The 15,182-nt window shown below is 33.3% G+C and carries 14 protein-coding genes; 9 read left to right on the forward strand and 5 right to left on the reverse strand.

Annotated elements, in window-relative coordinates:
- Positions 1 to 1,100, reverse strand: a 1,100-nt coding sequence (locus tag ACJAZK_RS10295; RefSeq protein ID WP_415223878.1) for a glycosyltransferase, incomplete at its 3' end; no start/stop codon positions are given.
- Between the two features lie 92 nt (positions 1,101 to 1,192).
- On the opposite strand from ACJAZK_RS10295, the gene ACJAZK_RS10300 reads away from it, so the two are divergent.
- Positions 1,193 to 1,993: a glycosyltransferase family A protein gene (locus ACJAZK_RS10300; protein ID WP_415223879.1), complete on the forward strand. Its 801-nt coding sequence runs from the start codon at positions 1,193 to 1,195 to the stop codon at positions 1,991 to 1,993.
- Entirely contained in the window at positions 1,983 to 2,378 is a 396-nt protein-coding gene (locus ACJAZK_RS10305; protein ID WP_415223880.1) for a sugar 3,4-ketoisomerase, read from the forward strand. The genes ACJAZK_RS10300 and ACJAZK_RS10305 overlap by 11 nt, the downstream gene beginning before the upstream one ends.
- Here ACJAZK_RS10305 and ACJAZK_RS10310 read toward each other — a convergent pair.
- The 3 genes from ACJAZK_RS10310 to ACJAZK_RS10320 form a co-directional block, all read right to left on the reverse strand.
- Positions 2,361 to 3,302, reverse strand: coding sequence for a glycosyltransferase family 2 protein (locus ACJAZK_RS10310; protein ID WP_415223881.1), 942 nt, complete (start codon positions 3,300 to 3,302; stop codon positions 2,361 to 2,363). The genes ACJAZK_RS10305 and ACJAZK_RS10310 overlap by 18 nt on opposite strands.
- Positions 3,299 to 4,189 carry a glycosyltransferase family 2 protein gene (locus ACJAZK_RS10315; protein WP_415223882.1) on the reverse strand — a complete coding sequence of 297 codons (891 nt, stop codon included), beginning with the start codon at positions 4,187 to 4,189 and terminating at the stop codon, positions 3,299 to 3,301. Before ACJAZK_RS10315 ends, ACJAZK_RS10310 begins: the two co-directional genes overlap by 4 nt.
- Positions 4,190 to 4,382: 193 nt before the next feature.
- Positions 4,383 to 5,066 carry a cell division ATP-binding protein FtsE gene (locus tag ACJAZK_RS10320; protein ID WP_028871035.1) on the reverse strand — a complete coding sequence of 228 codons (684 nt, stop codon included), beginning with the start codon at positions 5,064 to 5,066 and terminating at the stop codon, positions 4,383 to 4,385.
- A gap of 212 nt (positions 5,067 to 5,278) precedes the next feature.
- Between ACJAZK_RS10320 and ACJAZK_RS10325 the strand changes: the two genes are divergently transcribed.
- From ACJAZK_RS10325 to ACJAZK_RS10345, 5 genes are all read left to right on the forward strand, one after another.
- Positions 5,279 to 8,299 (forward strand): tetratricopeptide repeat protein, encoded by a 3,021-nt coding sequence (locus tag ACJAZK_RS10325; RefSeq protein WP_415223883.1) that lies wholly within the window; start codon positions 5,279 to 5,281, stop codon positions 8,297 to 8,299.
- A 77-nt stretch (positions 8,300 to 8,376) separates the two neighbouring features.
- Positions 8,377 to 8,886: a gliding motility-associated C-terminal domain-containing protein gene (locus ACJAZK_RS10330; RefSeq protein ID WP_415223884.1), complete on the forward strand. Its 510-nt coding sequence runs from the start codon at positions 8,377 to 8,379 to the stop codon at positions 8,884 to 8,886.
- A 19-nt stretch (positions 8,887 to 8,905) separates the two neighbouring features.
- Positions 8,906 to 10,624: a TonB-dependent receptor gene (locus tag ACJAZK_RS10335; protein ID WP_415223885.1), complete on the forward strand. Its 1,719-nt coding sequence runs from the start codon at positions 8,906 to 8,908 to the stop codon at positions 10,622 to 10,624.
- 150 nt (positions 10,625 to 10,774) lie between these two features.
- Entirely contained in the window at positions 10,775 to 12,394 is a 1,620-nt protein-coding gene (locus ACJAZK_RS10340; protein ID WP_415223886.1) for an amidohydrolase, read from the forward strand.
- A 7-nt stretch (positions 12,395 to 12,401) separates the two neighbouring features.
- Positions 12,402 to 13,025, forward strand: coding sequence for a hypothetical protein (locus ACJAZK_RS10345; RefSeq protein ID WP_415223887.1), 624 nt, complete (start codon positions 12,402 to 12,404; stop codon positions 13,023 to 13,025).
- A gap of 23 nt (positions 13,026 to 13,048) precedes the next feature.
- Here ACJAZK_RS10345 and ACJAZK_RS10350 read toward each other — a convergent pair whose 3' ends face one another.
- Complete coding sequence (locus ACJAZK_RS10350; protein ID WP_415223888.1) at positions 13,049 to 13,756, reverse strand: class I SAM-dependent methyltransferase; 708 nt, start codon at positions 13,754 to 13,756, stop codon at positions 13,049 to 13,051.
- A gap of 19 nt (positions 13,757 to 13,775) precedes the next feature.
- Between ACJAZK_RS10350 and ACJAZK_RS10355 the strand changes: the two genes are divergently transcribed.
- Both ACJAZK_RS10355 and ACJAZK_RS10360 read left to right on the forward strand, forming a co-directional pair.
- Positions 13,776 to 14,267: a YkgJ family cysteine cluster protein gene (locus ACJAZK_RS10355; protein ID WP_415223889.1), complete on the forward strand. Its 492-nt coding sequence runs from the start codon at positions 13,776 to 13,778 to the stop codon at positions 14,265 to 14,267.
- Positions 14,268 to 14,278: 11 nt separating this feature from the next.
- Complete coding sequence (locus ACJAZK_RS10360; protein WP_415223890.1) at positions 14,279 to 15,181, forward strand: hypothetical protein; 903 nt, start codon at positions 14,279 to 14,281, stop codon at positions 15,179 to 15,181.
- The last annotated feature ends 1 nt before the right edge of the window (position 15,182 follow it).

Below are 15,182 nucleotides of genomic sequence, written 5' to 3' on the forward strand. Positions count from 1 at the left end.
AATAATTCATGTTCTTTTTCTATAAAACGCCTTGCGTTTTTAGATATTATTTCAATATGTTCAGGATTATTAATTAACCATTCTAAATCTACAACAATACTATTGACATCAGGTTTAGCATTAATAGCAACTGTATTTTTTTCTAATTTAAAGTAATCTAGCCATTCTTCTTCTGCACCAGTAAATACGACTTTCCCTTTGGCCATCGCTTCTAAAGCATTATAACCTTGGTCGTAACTGTGAGTTTGATCTAACAGTATATGACATTCATCATAATATCTTATGTATTCATTATAGGGAATACTATGCGTTGTGATGATTTCTACTTTGTCAGTATATTTTTTTTCAATAATTTTAAGAGCTTCCGTAAAATAATCATTTCCTTTTTTTACTACTGCAGAGGTATTGATACCATGAAAAATTTTAATCTTTCCGTCTATAGTATTGATGGGAATAAATTTAATTTTGGTTGTATTTATGGCATTCGGTATTAAGCCTAAATATTTTGGATGACCTAATAAGGGTAAATGATAATCCATATCTGTTGCGATGACACCGTTGCAATGTTTGTAAATGAAATGATGTAAATCGGTAAAATTAGGATTTAAATACTGAAGCTGAAATTTGTATAAGTTGTACAGTGATTTATCTTGCAAGTAAGGACTCATTATACTGTACCTAAATTTGCCATCCATCATAAATTTCATACATTGATGATCAATACCACAAGACAATAAAAATAGCTTTTTATTATGTTTAAGTAATCGTTTTATAAATCGTTTTTCGTGTTTAGCTTGCATTCCTAGGGCAGCCTCATTAATAAGTTGGACCACATCAAAACCTTTCATGTGTTTAAACTTTAAAAGTGCTTTTATAGATACTTCTAATGAGCTTAAATTAATTGATGTGAGTTTGTGAAAAGCAATTTTTATTTTTTTTAGAAAAGAACTATGAAATGAGTGATCTATGAATATATCAACTGGATATTGTTTGAAACCGTCACCATTTCCAACAATAACAACCTCATGACCAAGTTTTATGAGGCCTTCTTTTAAAGAATTATGGAGTCTACTATATTCACCAACTAACAATATTCGCATAAAAAATATTACTTTTAAACAAAAATAAGAATTCTCTTAACATAGCAATTGTTTAGCTAATGTCATTATACATTGAAATTTTAATATCTACCATGTTCAAAGAAGACTTAGACTTCTTAGAGCCTATGTTTTTGCACAACAATAGTAATGATTTCCATATTATTATTGTGAATCAAACAAGTGAAGATAAACTGCTGCTATCTAATAACCCGAAAATTAAGGTTATTAATTCTTTTGAACAAGGTTCTCCAGCAAGTAGAAACTTAGCAATAAAAAACGCTACAAAAGATATTTGTTTGATGTCTGATGACGATATTGTATATGAGCCTAATCTACTTGCAACTATCCAAGACGCCTATTTAGAGGCTCCAGATGCCACCATGATCTCATTTGAAGCTATTGATGAGCAGGGGGATTTATATACTAATTATTATCCTGAAGGACAGCATAATAAGGAGACGCTTAAAAAAATATACACATGGGTAATCACTTTTAGACGCTCCGTTTTTAGAGATCATGCTATTTATTTTAATCATTACTTTGGAGTAGGGTCAATTTTTAGAGGTGTCACAGAATATGTTTTTTTAAGAAACGCTTATGATAAAGGACTGTTGATGCAACATGTTTCTAGAACAATAGTGATGCATCCCAATGTCAGTTCAGGACGAAACATGGGAAGTGATAACGCTATTTATGCCAGAGCAGCAATGCATCAGCGGTTTTATGGTAATTTGAGTTATCTTTGGCTAGTAAAATATATATATTTTCTTTTAAGGCATCATTTTATTAGTATTAAAGATATAAGTTCCAAATTTTCAATCGGAATTAAAGGGATTAAAAAGTATAAAGCTTTAAAGGCAGACCATAAAATAGACGCATTGCATGACTATTAAAATAATTGAAATTCCTAAAATTTCAGATCCTAGAGGAAATCTGGCAGTCATTGAAAAAGACTGCATTCCTTATGCTGTTAAACGCGTATATTACTTGTATGACGTGCCTAGTGACGCTTTTCGTGGAGGTCACTCTCACAGGGAACAACAAGAATTTTTGATCGCATTAAGTGGAAGTTTTGAGGTCGCACTTGACGACGGTAAAACAAAGCAACATGTCATGCTAAATAAGCCCAATAAAGGATTACTAATCCCAACAGGGATTTGGAGAGAACTTGATAATTTTTCGTCAGGAGCAGTCTGTTTGGTGCTGGCCTCAGATAATTTTGATGAAGAAGATTATATCAGAGATTATAATGAATTCCTACTATCTAAAAAGGCGTAAGTTGATATTTGCTTTTCTGAGTAAATTTCTAGAATTCAGAATGATTTGAATAACAACCCCAGGACTCTTATAAATCAGTTTTTGTAGTGGACTCAAATTCTTAGCGTCAATAGTGTTGTAAATTGTTTTTGATTTCGATCTTTCGTCTTCTAATTTGTATTGAATTGCAATGGCATAGCGATTTAAATCCAAATACGTTTTAAGCGATGTGTTCTGTTGTTCCTCTTTAGCAAACGAATCTAAATCCAAATGGTGCCTACTATTAAAGAGCGTGTTTGTTAGTTGTTCACCAGCATTTAGATTAATAGTAACACTAACCTTATTATCAAACGCAATAGGATATTGTAGTGCAATTCTAATCCATTGATCTGTGTCCTCACCAGAGTTATAGTCCTCATTAAAGTAACCAACGGTATCAAAAACAGAATTTTTAATCGCAATACTGGAGCTAGAGGCTAAGCTATTAATAAAACTGTGGTGAAAATAATCGGTAATGACGCCTTTCCATTTTTTGTTCTTCGGAAGATCTTTGTATTGAGAATCAATAATTGTCTTTCCTTTAATTTTATCGTAAGCCTTACAATACATGCCACAATTAGGATAAGATTCAAAAAGTACTTTTAAATCTTCTAAATGATGGGGTTTCCAGAGGTCATCTCCGTCTAAAAAAGCTATAAATTGTGAAGACGATTTTTTTATTCCAAAGTTTCTTGCATGGGATACGCCCTTGTTTTCTGTTGTGTAGACTTTAATGCGTTTATCATTAAACGTTTCAACGAGACTTAAACTATTATCTGTAGAACCATCATTAATAACGATGACTTCAAAATCAGTATATCTTTGAGCCAAAACACTAGCCAGTGTATAACTGATTTCTAATGCTTTATTATAAAGAGGAATAACTACCGAAAAAAATGGATTCATGAGTTTAAATCTTGATAACAAATGTAACTTAATTTATAAAACTGTAGTACCCGAATGTCTGGTTTGCTGCTGAGTAAATTCTTTTTAAAATTCTTTTTAAAACTCTTGTATATCCAAGAGAACACGTAATTGAGTCTTAGCTTTTTTAATGATTTATAGGTATTGTAAAGGGTGTTTTCTGTGTCTTGGATAGTCTTGTTTAGTTCTAATTTTAAAAGTGTGTCAACGGACTGTTCAATTTTGTTTAAATAACTTTCATTCCCTTCTAAACCTAAATGATAGACTTCATTATCAATGTGAAAAACGGTGTTTTTGTTACTTTTTAACAGGGCTCCAAAGTAATTATCGTAACCATAACCTCTTTGGGTGATTTGTGAATTAAGGGTTATAAAAAGAGCTTTTGTAATCATAAAGTTAGCGGAAATCACAATTTTAAAAGGAGCTCGGTTTCTTATTAGAGCTGGGACTTGTTCGTTAGATGTTCCGTAGGTCCATCGTAAAATGAAATCGTCTTTTGGTGGTTCTAGCGAGTATGCAAATCCGCCATAAATCCCATCATATGCAGAGGCTAATAAAGACGTATAATGAGCTATAAAGTGTTCAGATTTTGGCATGACATCTGCATCCAAAAACAAGAGCCTTTCATAATTGGCTTGTTCAGCGAGTGTTTGCCTTGTGGCGACTCTTCCGAAGTTATGATCTGAAATATGATAAGACGTAAATTGGAGGTGTTCTATTTCAGCATTTAAAACACTAATTTTTTTATCAGAGTAGTCATCTAGGCATATTATCTCAAACACTATTTGACTAGACATCAATTGCTCATGAAGCACAGTCACAAGTGCTCTAATATCATAATTATAAATAGGAATAAGTACGGATAGCATATGGGCGTTTAAGTACTCAAAAATACACTTTTTATAATATTGTTTATTATGAAATACCCTTACAGAAGTTAAAAGAGATCAAACACAATTAAATCGTAGTCTCTTTATTGCTGAGTTTGTAAACAGTATGACTTGGGAAATATCTAAAAGTAATACGCAAGGTGCGATGACAAGAAGCCTAGTGTGTCTGGTTTTAACTTTTGCGCTGCACAACTTCAAAGACCTTATTTTCGTCACACTTTAGTGTTTTACTTGGATATTTTAGAAGTAAAGCGTAATCGTGAGTTGCCATTAAGATCGTGTTACCATTATTATTGATATCACGCAATACTTCCATGACTTCTATACTAGTTTGAGGGTCTAAATTACCTGTTGGCTCATCGGCTAAAATAAGTTCAGGATCATTTAATAAAGCTCGAGCAATAGCAATACGCTGTTGTTCTCCACCAGATAACTCATGAGGAAACTTAAAGCCTTTGGTTTTCATAGCGACTTTACCTAAAACAGCTTCAATACGCTCTTTTATTTTCGTCTTATCTTTCCACCCTGTTGCTTTTAAAACGAATTCTAAATTGTTATTTATAGTTCTGTCTGGTAATAATTTAAAATCCTGAAATACAATACCCAATTTTCGTCTTAAAAACGGAATATCGTTCTCTTTCATCGTCCTCAAATTATAATCCACAACATGGCCTTCTCCTTCGGTAAGTTGTAAATCGCCATAGAGTGTTTTCATAAAACTACTTTTCCCACTTCCTGTTTTACCAATGAGATAGACAAAGTCACCTTTGTTCATTTCAAAATTAACATCAGATAGCACCATGCTATCGCCTTGATAGATAGACACGTTTTTGAGTTGTAAAACAGTTTCAGACATTGTAATATGAAGGTTTTAATAGAATTGTAAATGTATTATAAAAACTAAGAACTACCAATATGCTAAATCTAAAATACACAGATAAAAACAAAAAGTGTAACGTAATTTTATATAAGGCGTCTTTTTAATAACCTTGTGTATAATTATAACATGATTTTCACGTTATAGATAAGAGAAAAATTATCTTTGACATCAATAAAAATTAGAACTTAATGACGTTTAGAAATATAAGTTTTTTACTTGGCTTTTTGCTGTTTGCTTTGCATTTGCAGGCCCAACAATCGGCAACCTATACTAGTGATTTGGTGGCGTATCAAAAGGCACTCGCACTTTATAATAACCAACAATATCAAGCGGCACAATCGCTATTTGAAGCGATTAAAGAGGACGCTCCAAATGACACGTTAGAGTCTGATTGTGCATATTATATTGCCAATTGTGCAGTGCGATTGAATCAGCAAAATGCAGAGGATCTAATTCAATATTTTGTTGATAATTACCCGACGAGTACAAAACGAAATACAGCTTTTTTAGATGTAGCAGATTTTTATTTTGCTAACGGCAAATACGCCTATGCAAGAAAGTGGTATGATAAGGTTGATGAAAATAGCATGGCAAGAACAGAGCGTGAGAAATTCTATTTTAATTATGGATACGCACTATATTCAACTCAAGACGAGGCAGGAGCGCAGAAGTACTTTAATAAAGTACTGACGTCAAAAACCTATGGTTCTCAAGCCAAGTACTATATTGGATTTATGGCTTATGAAGGTGACGATTACGATAAAGCGAATGCATACTTTGATCAGGTAAGTAATGAAGATAAATACAAAGAGAAGCTATCTTATTATCAAGCCGATTTAAATTTCAAGTTAGGTAAGTTTGAAAAAGCAATAGAGCTTGCTAAAGCACAATTAGTGAATAGTAATCCACAAGAAAAATCACAATTGTCTAAAATTATTGGAGAGAGTTATTTTAATTTAGAAAATTATTCTGAAGCCATACCGTATTTAAAAGATTATAAAGGGAATCGTGGGAAATGGAATAATGTTGATTACTACCAATTAGGATATGCTTACTATAAACAAAATGATTTTGAAACTGCAATTTCTGAGTTTAATAAAATCATCGGAGGTGATAATAGAGTTGCTCAAAATGCCTATTATCATTTGGGTGAGAGTTATATCAACTTAGATAAAAAGCAGGAAGCGCTTAATGCATTTAGAAATGCATCTCAAATGGATTACGATTTAAAAATCCAAGAGGATGCATGGTTAAATTATGCAAAGATTAGTTATGAAATTGGAAATCCGTACCAATCTGTACCACAAGTATTGACTAGGTATTTAGATACCTATCCAGAAACGAATTATAAAGAAGAATTAGAAACGCTATTAATCGATTCTTATATCACCTCAAAAAATTACAAGGAAGCCATTAAACTTTTAGAAAACAAAAAGAGCTTTGAAAATAGAGTAGCCTATCAGAAAGTAGCATTTTATAGAGGTGTTGAAGTTTATAATGTCGGGGATTACACCAGTGCAAAAGACTTATTTAATAACTCTATCAAAGAAGCAAAGGATCCTGTATTTACAGCTAGAGCAACCTTTTGGAAAGCAGAAACTGATTATCACCTTAATAATTTTGACGAGGCATTGATTGGCTTTAAGCAATTTGAGCAACAAGGTGAAGCTTCCAAAGTAATAGAAATCAGCAATATAGATTATAATATTGCTTACACGTATTTTAAACTTAAAAATTATAGTAAAGCGACAGCGTATTTTCAGACATTCGTTAATCATCACAAAAACGATAAATTGCGCTTAAATGATGCGTATTTAAGACTTGGTGATGGCTATTTTGTGTCTAGTGATTATGATAATGCAATTTCTGCCTATGAGAAGGCAATTGCTATTAATGAAATTGAAAGTGATTACGCTACGTTTCAAAAAACAATGAGTTATGGTTATAGTGGTCAAGGTTCTCAGAAAGTTCAAGGGTTAAAATCTTTTATTGATGATTATCCTAGATCATCATTGCGCGACGATGCGATGTATGAGTTGGCAAATTCTTATGTACAGGCCGATGCTACTGATAAAGCGATGTCAATGTATGATCGTCTAAATTCAGAATACAAAAACAGTGTATTCATTTCAAAAGCCTTATTGCGTCAAGGATTATCATATTACAATGCTAATGATAATGAACGTGCTTTGCAAAAATTTAAAACCGTAGCCAATGAATATCCTTCTACAGAGGAAGCTAGCCAAGCAGTCGCAACTGCTCGTTTAATCTATATAGATCTCGGTCGTGTAGAAGACTATGCCGCTTGGGTGAAAACCTTAGGTTATATTAATGTTACAGATGCTGAGTTAGATAATACGTCTTATTTGGCTGCAGAAAAACAGTATTTAGAGACCAATACAGACAGTGCTATACGACAGTTTAATAAATATTTAAACGAATTTCCTAACGGAATTCACGCACTTCAATCTCATTTTTATATTGCTGAATTATATTCAAAAAAGGACTTAACAGACAATGCAAAACCACATTATGAATATGTCGTCAATAAACAAAAAGGTGAATTCACAGAACAGGCGATTGTTAAATTATCTGAAATATACTTAGGCAATAAAAATTGGGATCAAGCGATACCGTTATTAAAACGATTAGAAAGCGAAGCCGATTATCCGCAAAATATTACCTACTCACAATCTAATTTAATGAATGCCTATTATCAAAAAGAAAACTATACAGAAGCAGTAAACTATGCTGAAAAGTCCCTTCAAAATGCTAAAATTGATAACAAAGTGAAAAGTGATGCGCAAATTATTATTGCACGTTCTGCTATAAAAACAGGTAATGAAAGTAAAGCTAAAGATGCTTATGCTGAGGTTGAGAAAATAGCAACTGGAGCATTGGCTGCAGAAGCCTTGTATTATGATGCTTATTTTAAAAATAAAGATGGTAAACATGAACCTTCAAATACAACGGTTCAAAAATTAGCTAGAGATTACAGTAGTTATAAATATTACAGTGCAAAAGGTTTAGTGCTTATGGCAAAGAATTATGATGCGTTGGGTGATGCCTTTCAAGCGACTTATATTTTAGAAAGTGTGATTACTAATTTTTCAGATTTTGATGATGTGGTAAAAGAAGCACAACAAGAATTGACGAGGATTAAGACTAAAGAATCTAACACAAATTCATCTGTACAACCTCAAAACTAAAACCAATTCCTGCGAAGGCAGGAATCTCATAACAAGAAAGCAAGAACTCAATGATTAAACAAATAAGACTTTTAGTAATGTTAATATCAGTTTTCACTTTTATATCATGTGGAGATGATGATAACAATACAGAACAAATACAAAACATTTATGAAGGCTGTTGCTCTGCAGACCCTGTTTTTGGAGAAAATATTGATAATCTAGACCAATCTGCTGGAGAAATAGAAGTGTATACGATTGTAACTCAAAATGGAGATGCCTATAACGACATGTTTAATATTAGAAATATTGATTTGTATCCTAATCATAACGTCACTATCTATAATTTTGATAATCAGCAAATTTTTCAAACTACAGACTACACGGATATTTCAAATTTGTTCCCAGGATATCCACAAGGCGAAAATGGTAGTGATTCAAGTTTTCCTAACGGGACATATAGATATAAAATAGTTATTGAAAATGAGGAGACTTTTCGCAAATCAGGATCATTTTGTGTGTACACATTTCCAGATCCAGAGCCAAATTTTGAAGGCTGTAATCTAGGTACTCAATTTGATCCAATAATAGCATTTCCTCCAAATTAATTCATCAAATCAAAATACAATGACAAACAAACTCAAACATATATTCCTAGCAATCGTAATACTTAGTGTCACAATTACTTCTGCTCAAGAACGTGAAAATGATAGTATTGATGGTGGTACAGTAAATGTAGTAAAGCCATACATGCCAACAATTTCTGATGCGTTTAAAATTAAGGAAATCCCAACCTTGAACGATTCTACAACCGTTAATAAAAAAGTGATTAAGTATAATATTTTTTCAATTCCTGTAGCATCAACGTTTACACCAGCAAAAGGGAAAGCGGCAACGGTAGATAAAGAGAAATCTGTAAAGTTATACGATAATTATGCGTCATTAGGCGTTGGGTCGTATACTACAATTTTAGGTGAAGTCTATCTTAATCATGCTATTAGTAGAACAGAGCGCGTAGGTGGTTATTTTAGTCATCACTCGTCTGCAGGTGATATTGAAGGTGTTAAACTCGATAATAATTTCTCAGAAATGGGTTTGAATGCACATTACACTCAGAAGCAAAGAGACTATTCTTGGAAAGTAGAAGGAGGCTTCCAATTACAGAGTTTTAATTGGTACGGATTACCAGATCAAGATATTGACGTTTTTGATGTTGGTCATTCCTTCTACACAGCAAATATTGGTGGAAACATCCAATTTGATGATGCTATTATTAATAAAGGGAGTGTATTATATAGACGTTTTGGTGATGATCAAGATTCTGGAGAAAACCGATTTCTATTAAAATCTGGATTTGATGTTCCTGTGGCAGATGTGGTGATTAATACAGAGGTGACGATTGATTATTTAGGAGGCTCTTTTGATAAAAATTACTTTAGTGATGACGAACTCAATTATAGTAATATTATTTTCGGATTGGCGCCTAGCTACCAAATGAAACAAGATGATTTAACGCTTAATTTAGGTGTAAACCTCGTATATCTTAACGATACTGAAGCCAGTGATGGTAGATTCTTTATCTATCCAAACATTACAGCCAGTTACCGTTTGGTGGACGAGTTGCTAATTGCCTACGGAAGTATTGAAGGTGGACTAAACCAAAATTCATATTACGATTTTGCTCAGGAGAATCCATTTGTATCACCAACCTTATTTATTGTGCCAACAGACCAAGCGTATAATGCGTCTGTAGGTATTAAAGGTAAATTGTCTAATAGTATGAGCTATAATGTGAGTGGACACTATTTTGCAGATAATAATAGAGCGTTATTTAGATCAAATGCAGCGATTGGTGGTGCTGGAGAGAACTATCAATTCGGAAATTCCTTTGGAATCGCTTACGACGATGTGAAAACGTTCGCTATTGGCGGAGAATTAAATGTTGATATCAACCGAAATTTTAAACTCGGACTTAAAGCCGAATATTTTGCATACAATACCGAGAATGAAGCCGAAGCATGGAATCTTCCAGATATTGAAGCTTCAGCTTTTTTAGACATTCAAATTGACAAACATTGGTTTGCAGGTGCTAATTTATTCTTTGTAGGTGAACGAAAAGATCTATTGATTGGAGTAGGAGGGCCGTTAATTCTGCCTACAGCAACTCAAGTGACATTAAAAAGTTATTTTGATGCCAATGCAAACGTGGGTTACAAGATTACAAATCAATTGTCTGCTTTTGTAAAAGCCAATAATATTGCAAATCAAAATTATAACCGTTGGGTGAATTATCCTGTTCAAGGGATACAATTTTTAGCTGGAGCTACCTATCAGTTTGATTTTTAAGGTGTCATTGCGAGTACAGCGAAGAAATCTGTTGAATGATTACCTAATGCAACAGGTGTTCTGGATCTCATAATATTTCTTAAAAGCATTTATCCTTAAAGTTTAAGAATGAATGCTTTTTGTATTTTTATAATCTCAAAACCATAACCAATGAAAAAACTATCTGTCCTAATCGTATTATTATCAGTGTTGTCTTGTTCTGAGGACACAAAACAAGTAGATTCTATAATTTTTAATGCCAACATTTATACCGTTGATGATGCCTTCGGAAAAGCAGAAGCGTTCGCCATAAAAGATGGAAAGTTCATAGAAGTTGGTTCTTCAGAAGCTATAAAAGCAAAATATGTGTCAGACAATGTGATCGATGTCAACGGAAAAACAATTGTACCAGGATTAATTGATGCACATTGTCATTTTCTTGGTTTAGGTTATAACCAACAAGCGGTAGACCTTACAGGGACCAAAAGTTTTGAGGATGTAGTGAAGCGCGTTTCTGCTTTTCAGAATAAAAATCAAGCGTCATTTATTTTAGGTCGTGGTTGGGATCAGAACGATTGGGAAGTTAAAGAGTTTCCGAAGAAAACATTATTAGATAAATTATTTCCTAATACACCTATGGCATTGACACGTGTTGATGGTCACGCCATTTTATGTAATCAAGCGGCCTTAGATCTAGGTAAAGTAACTGCAGATAGTAAGATAGAAGGCGGAGATGTTGTATTAGAAAATGGAGAACTTACAGGTGTTTTAGTTGATAATGCCGAAAATTTAGTGATGAACTATTGGCCAAAACCATCTCGTGAGGATGCTGTAAAAGCATTACTCGCTGCACAAGATATTTGTTTTGATTTGGGATTGACAACGGTTGACGATGCTGGCTTAAACCAAGAATCTATAGCGCTTATAGATAGCTTACAACAATCTGGCGATTTGAAAATGCGAGTGTACGCGATGGTGTCTTTTACTACAGAGAATTTGGATTTTTATTTAAATAAAGGCATAACAAAAACCGATCGGTTAAATGTGCGTTCATTTAAGTTTTACGCAGATGGCGCTTTAGGGTCTAGAGGCGCTATGCTAAGAGAACCCTATAGTGACAAAGACAATCATTTTGGATTATTAGTTACCGATTTACAAACGTTTAATAGGTCTGCACAGAGAATTGCCAATTCAGAATTTCAAATGAATACGCATGCTATTGGAGATAGTTCTAACCATGCGGTTTTAAGGACTTATAATAAAGTGTTGGGTGGTAAAAATGATAGACGATGGCGCGTAGAACATGCGCAAGTGGTGTCTCCGGAAGATTTTGATCTGTATAAAAATGTCATGCCATCAATTCAGCCAACTCACGCAACCAGTGATATGTATTGGGCAGAAGAGCGATTGGGAGAAGAACGCGTTAAAGGTGCTTATGCGTATAAACAATTGTTGAATGCCTACGGAAAAGTAGCTTTAGGGACCGATTTCCCTGTGGAGCAAGTAAGTCCGTTTTTAACCTTTTATGCAGCGGTTGCAAGACAAGATTTAGAGCAGTTTCCTGAAGGTGGATTTCAGAAAGAAAACGGATTGTCAAGAGAAGAAACCTTAAAAGGGATGACTATTTGGGCAGCCTATTCTAATTTTGAAGAGAACGAAAAGGGAAGCATAGAATCTGGTAAATTTGCTGATTTCATTATTTTGGATAAAGATATCATGACGGTAGAGCAGAATGAGATTCCTAAAATCACGGTGGAGCAGACGTTTGTGAATGGTGAGAAACTAAAATAAAATTATAATGATGATTAAGCGTATTCTAGTATTAATAATAATGTTAGTTTCTTTTTCAGTTAGTGCTCAATATGATGATTGGAGTACTGGAGAAATATATCTTAAAGATGGCACGACCTTAAAAGGTTTAGTGCGATTTCCATACATCCAAAACGATATGCCATTTTCTGGTAAAGAGAAATTGAGATATAAAACCGAACGCAATAAACCGAGTAAAAAAATTGCAGCCAAGGATATTGATAAGGTACTTTTAAGTATTAGGTATTCTAAAAAAGTAAAAGGTAAACGAATTAAAAAAGAACGAGACGCTATCTTTATTTCAATAAGTAGAAATAAAAAAAATAGCAAGTTTGGTTTTGCAGAATTGGTGATTGATGGTCAAGTGAAATTGGTAAGGCGAGCAGTGTTTAATAAATCTGGTCATCGGATGGAAAACCTCACGGAAACTTTATTTGTTAAAGGTGATGATATGGCTATTCCTTTTAATTATGTAGAACTAAAATCATTTAAAAAACGCGCTAAAGCTTACTTTGAAGATTGTCCAGAGCTGGTTTATAAAATTGAAAATGAGACTTTTAAAAGAAAGGATTTAGTTAAAATCGCAGCGTTTTATAATTCTAATTGTTTTTAAAATTATTCTCAGTATCTTTTGTTTTACAACTCCTGTACAATAATCCTGACCAAAAAATCAAAGTGCTCACCATCCAGTATTTTTTCACATTGCAAACCAGCACCTTCACAAGCCAATTGTAAACGTTCAAAATCTATATACAACCATTTCATTGGTTCCTCTTTTTCGCCTTTATAGCTTAGAAAATAATCTAATTCTCCATAATAATTGGCGTTGGTGTCTATCCAAAGCCCGCCGTCGTCGTCCTCATACATGTATTGGATATCTGAAGAGTCTATCAAAATTTGACCTTTTGGTTTTAGTAACGACTTTAAATGATTAAGATATTTAGAGACTTGAGATATCTCTTGGAAAATTCCAGTACCATTCATTAATAAAAGAATAGTATCAAATGTTTCTGTTTCTTCGAGTAGGTCTTTGTGCTCAACAGTCTTTACGCCTCGTTTTTTAGCAACAGTTACAGCACCTTCAGATACATCAATAGCTTTAACACGATTGCCTTTGTCTTGAAGATACAAACTATGACTTCCTGAGCCACAACCAACGTCTAAAACGTTTCCTTTTACTAATTGTAATGCCTTTTGTTCTAGTTTGGGCATTTCCGAATAACTTCGGAAAAGATAAGGAAGCGGTAACTCATCTTCACCAGAAATATTAGTCGAGGTGATGAGGTCTTCGGTATAATTATTGTTGTTGAAATCTTGCAAGGCTTTCCCGAAAAGGTCTTTCATAAAGTAGTATTTTTGTGTTATGCAAGACTTCATAAATAATCTTCCAAAGCTCGCCAAAGATAAGCATAAGGAGAATAAAACCTTCTTTGACAAGCTTAAAAAAAAGCCGCCAAAGCAATTGGATTATTTAATGCAGGAACTGCATGAGACAGAATTTGAGCGCACAGCCTGCTTAGATTGTGCCAATTGCTGTAAAACCACAGGACCGTTATTTACAACAAAAGACATTGGGCGTATCGCCAAGTTTTTTAAAATGAAGCAGCAGCAATTTATTGATACGTATTTGCACTTGGATGACGAGAATGATTATGTGCTACAATCTGTCCCTTGTACATTTTTAGGTGCAGATAATTATTGTTCCATTTATGATGTGAGACCTAAGGCTTGTAGTGAGTTTCCACACACAAATAGAAAGAAATTTCAACAAATATCAAATTTAACTCTAAAAAATGTAGCTATCTGTCCAGCTGCTTTCAATATTGTGGAAGCTATGAAACAACGCATAAAATAAAACTATTTATTATGAAAAGAATTTTTCTTATTGTCTTATTGGTAATACCATCTCTTTCTTTTTGCCAGTCTAATGATTGGTTGACCTCACTAGATGCTGCTAAGCGTTTGGCTTTAGTACAAGATAAAATGGTACTTATGATTTGGGAGGAAGCTGCTTTTTTGCCTCTCCCAGTTACTTTAAAAGACGATAATGGAAAACAAGTATTTATTGACGATTTATTTGAAAATCAGATTTTAATTAATTTGCTCCGTGATTATTTTATTCTCGTTAAAGTTAATGAACAGGAATATGAGGCGCTTTTTCAAGCTATAAAAAACAAACGATCTACAACCTACATTAATAAATTTAATGATGATTCTATAAAAATATTGGATGTCAATGGTATCATCGTTAATTCAAACAAGGAGCCCTATAGAGAATTCTTAAATATTACAAAATTCATTATAAAATATGATATCAATACTAGCTTTATAAAAGCAGAATTGACGAGTTACCGCAACCAACAAAACTTTGAAACTACTTTGAGTTTAGCCTCAAAATATATTGAACTTGCTATATTCACTATTGAATCTGCACGACAAGACATCATTACATTGTCAGATATTTATCTAGACGAAGCTCAAAATCATCTTCTAAATGATACCATAGAAAATAAATTATCAGTGATACGGAAAATAGAACTCCTAAAAATTAAACAACAACTTATTTTAAATAGGCCTAGAAAAGTATTAAGGCAGCTCAAACGCATTGACGATATAAAAGCAGATGCTGCGAACGAAGAGCTAGTTGCATTTTTATATGTAACAGCATACAGAATTTTAAAAGATGAAGATAATGCTGCGTCATGGCGAAGTAAAATTTCTTTAATAAATTTGAAAAAATCAAATCAAATTATTAGTAACAGTAATTAAT

Origin of the sequence: Psychroserpens sp., from assembly GCF_047633235.1 — a bacterium.
Taxonomy (GTDB): Bacteria; Bacteroidota; Bacteroidia; order Flavobacteriales; family Flavobacteriaceae; genus Psychroserpens.

Coding starts and splice junctions, on each gene's coding strand:
- ACJAZK_RS10325 (WP_415223883.1), top strand. CDS start 5,279: ATGACGTTTAGAAATATAAGTTTTTTACTTGGCTTTTTGCTGTTTGCT.
- ACJAZK_RS10305 (WP_415223880.1), top strand. CDS start 1,983: ATGACTATTAAAATAATTGAAATTCCTAAAATTTCAGATCCTAGAGGA.
- ACJAZK_RS10335 (WP_415223885.1), top strand. CDS start 8,906: ATGACAAACAAACTCAAACATATATTCCTAGCAATCGTAATACTTAGT.
- ACJAZK_RS10360 (WP_415223890.1), top strand. CDS start 14,279: ATGAAAAGAATTTTTCTTATTGTCTTATTGGTAATACCATCTCTTTCT.
- ACJAZK_RS10315 (WP_415223882.1), bottom strand. CDS start 4,189: ATGCTATCCGTACTTATTCCTATTTATAATTATGATATTAGAGCACTT.
- ACJAZK_RS10340 (WP_415223886.1), top strand. CDS start 10,775: ATGAAAAAACTATCTGTCCTAATCGTATTATTATCAGTGTTGTCTTGT.
- ACJAZK_RS10320 (WP_028871035.1), bottom strand. CDS start 5,066: ATGTCTGAAACTGTTTTACAACTCAAAAACGTGTCTATCTATCAAGGC.
- ACJAZK_RS10355 (WP_415223889.1), top strand. CDS start 13,776: ATGCAAGACTTCATAAATAATCTTCCAAAGCTCGCCAAAGATAAGCAT.
- ACJAZK_RS10330 (WP_415223884.1), top strand. CDS start 8,377: ATGTTAATATCAGTTTTCACTTTTATATCATGTGGAGATGATGATAAC.
- ACJAZK_RS10310 (WP_415223881.1), bottom strand. CDS start 3,302: ATGAATCCATTTTTTTCGGTAGTTATTCCTCTTTATAATAAAGCATTA.
- ACJAZK_RS10345 (WP_415223887.1), top strand. CDS start 12,402: ATGATGATTAAGCGTATTCTAGTATTAATAATAATGTTAGTTTCTTTT.
- ACJAZK_RS10300 (WP_415223879.1), top strand. CDS start 1,193: ATGTTCAAAGAAGACTTAGACTTCTTAGAGCCTATGTTTTTGCACAAC.
- ACJAZK_RS10350 (WP_415223888.1), bottom strand. CDS start 13,756: ATGAAAGACCTTTTCGGGAAAGCCTTGCAAGATTTCAACAACAATAAT.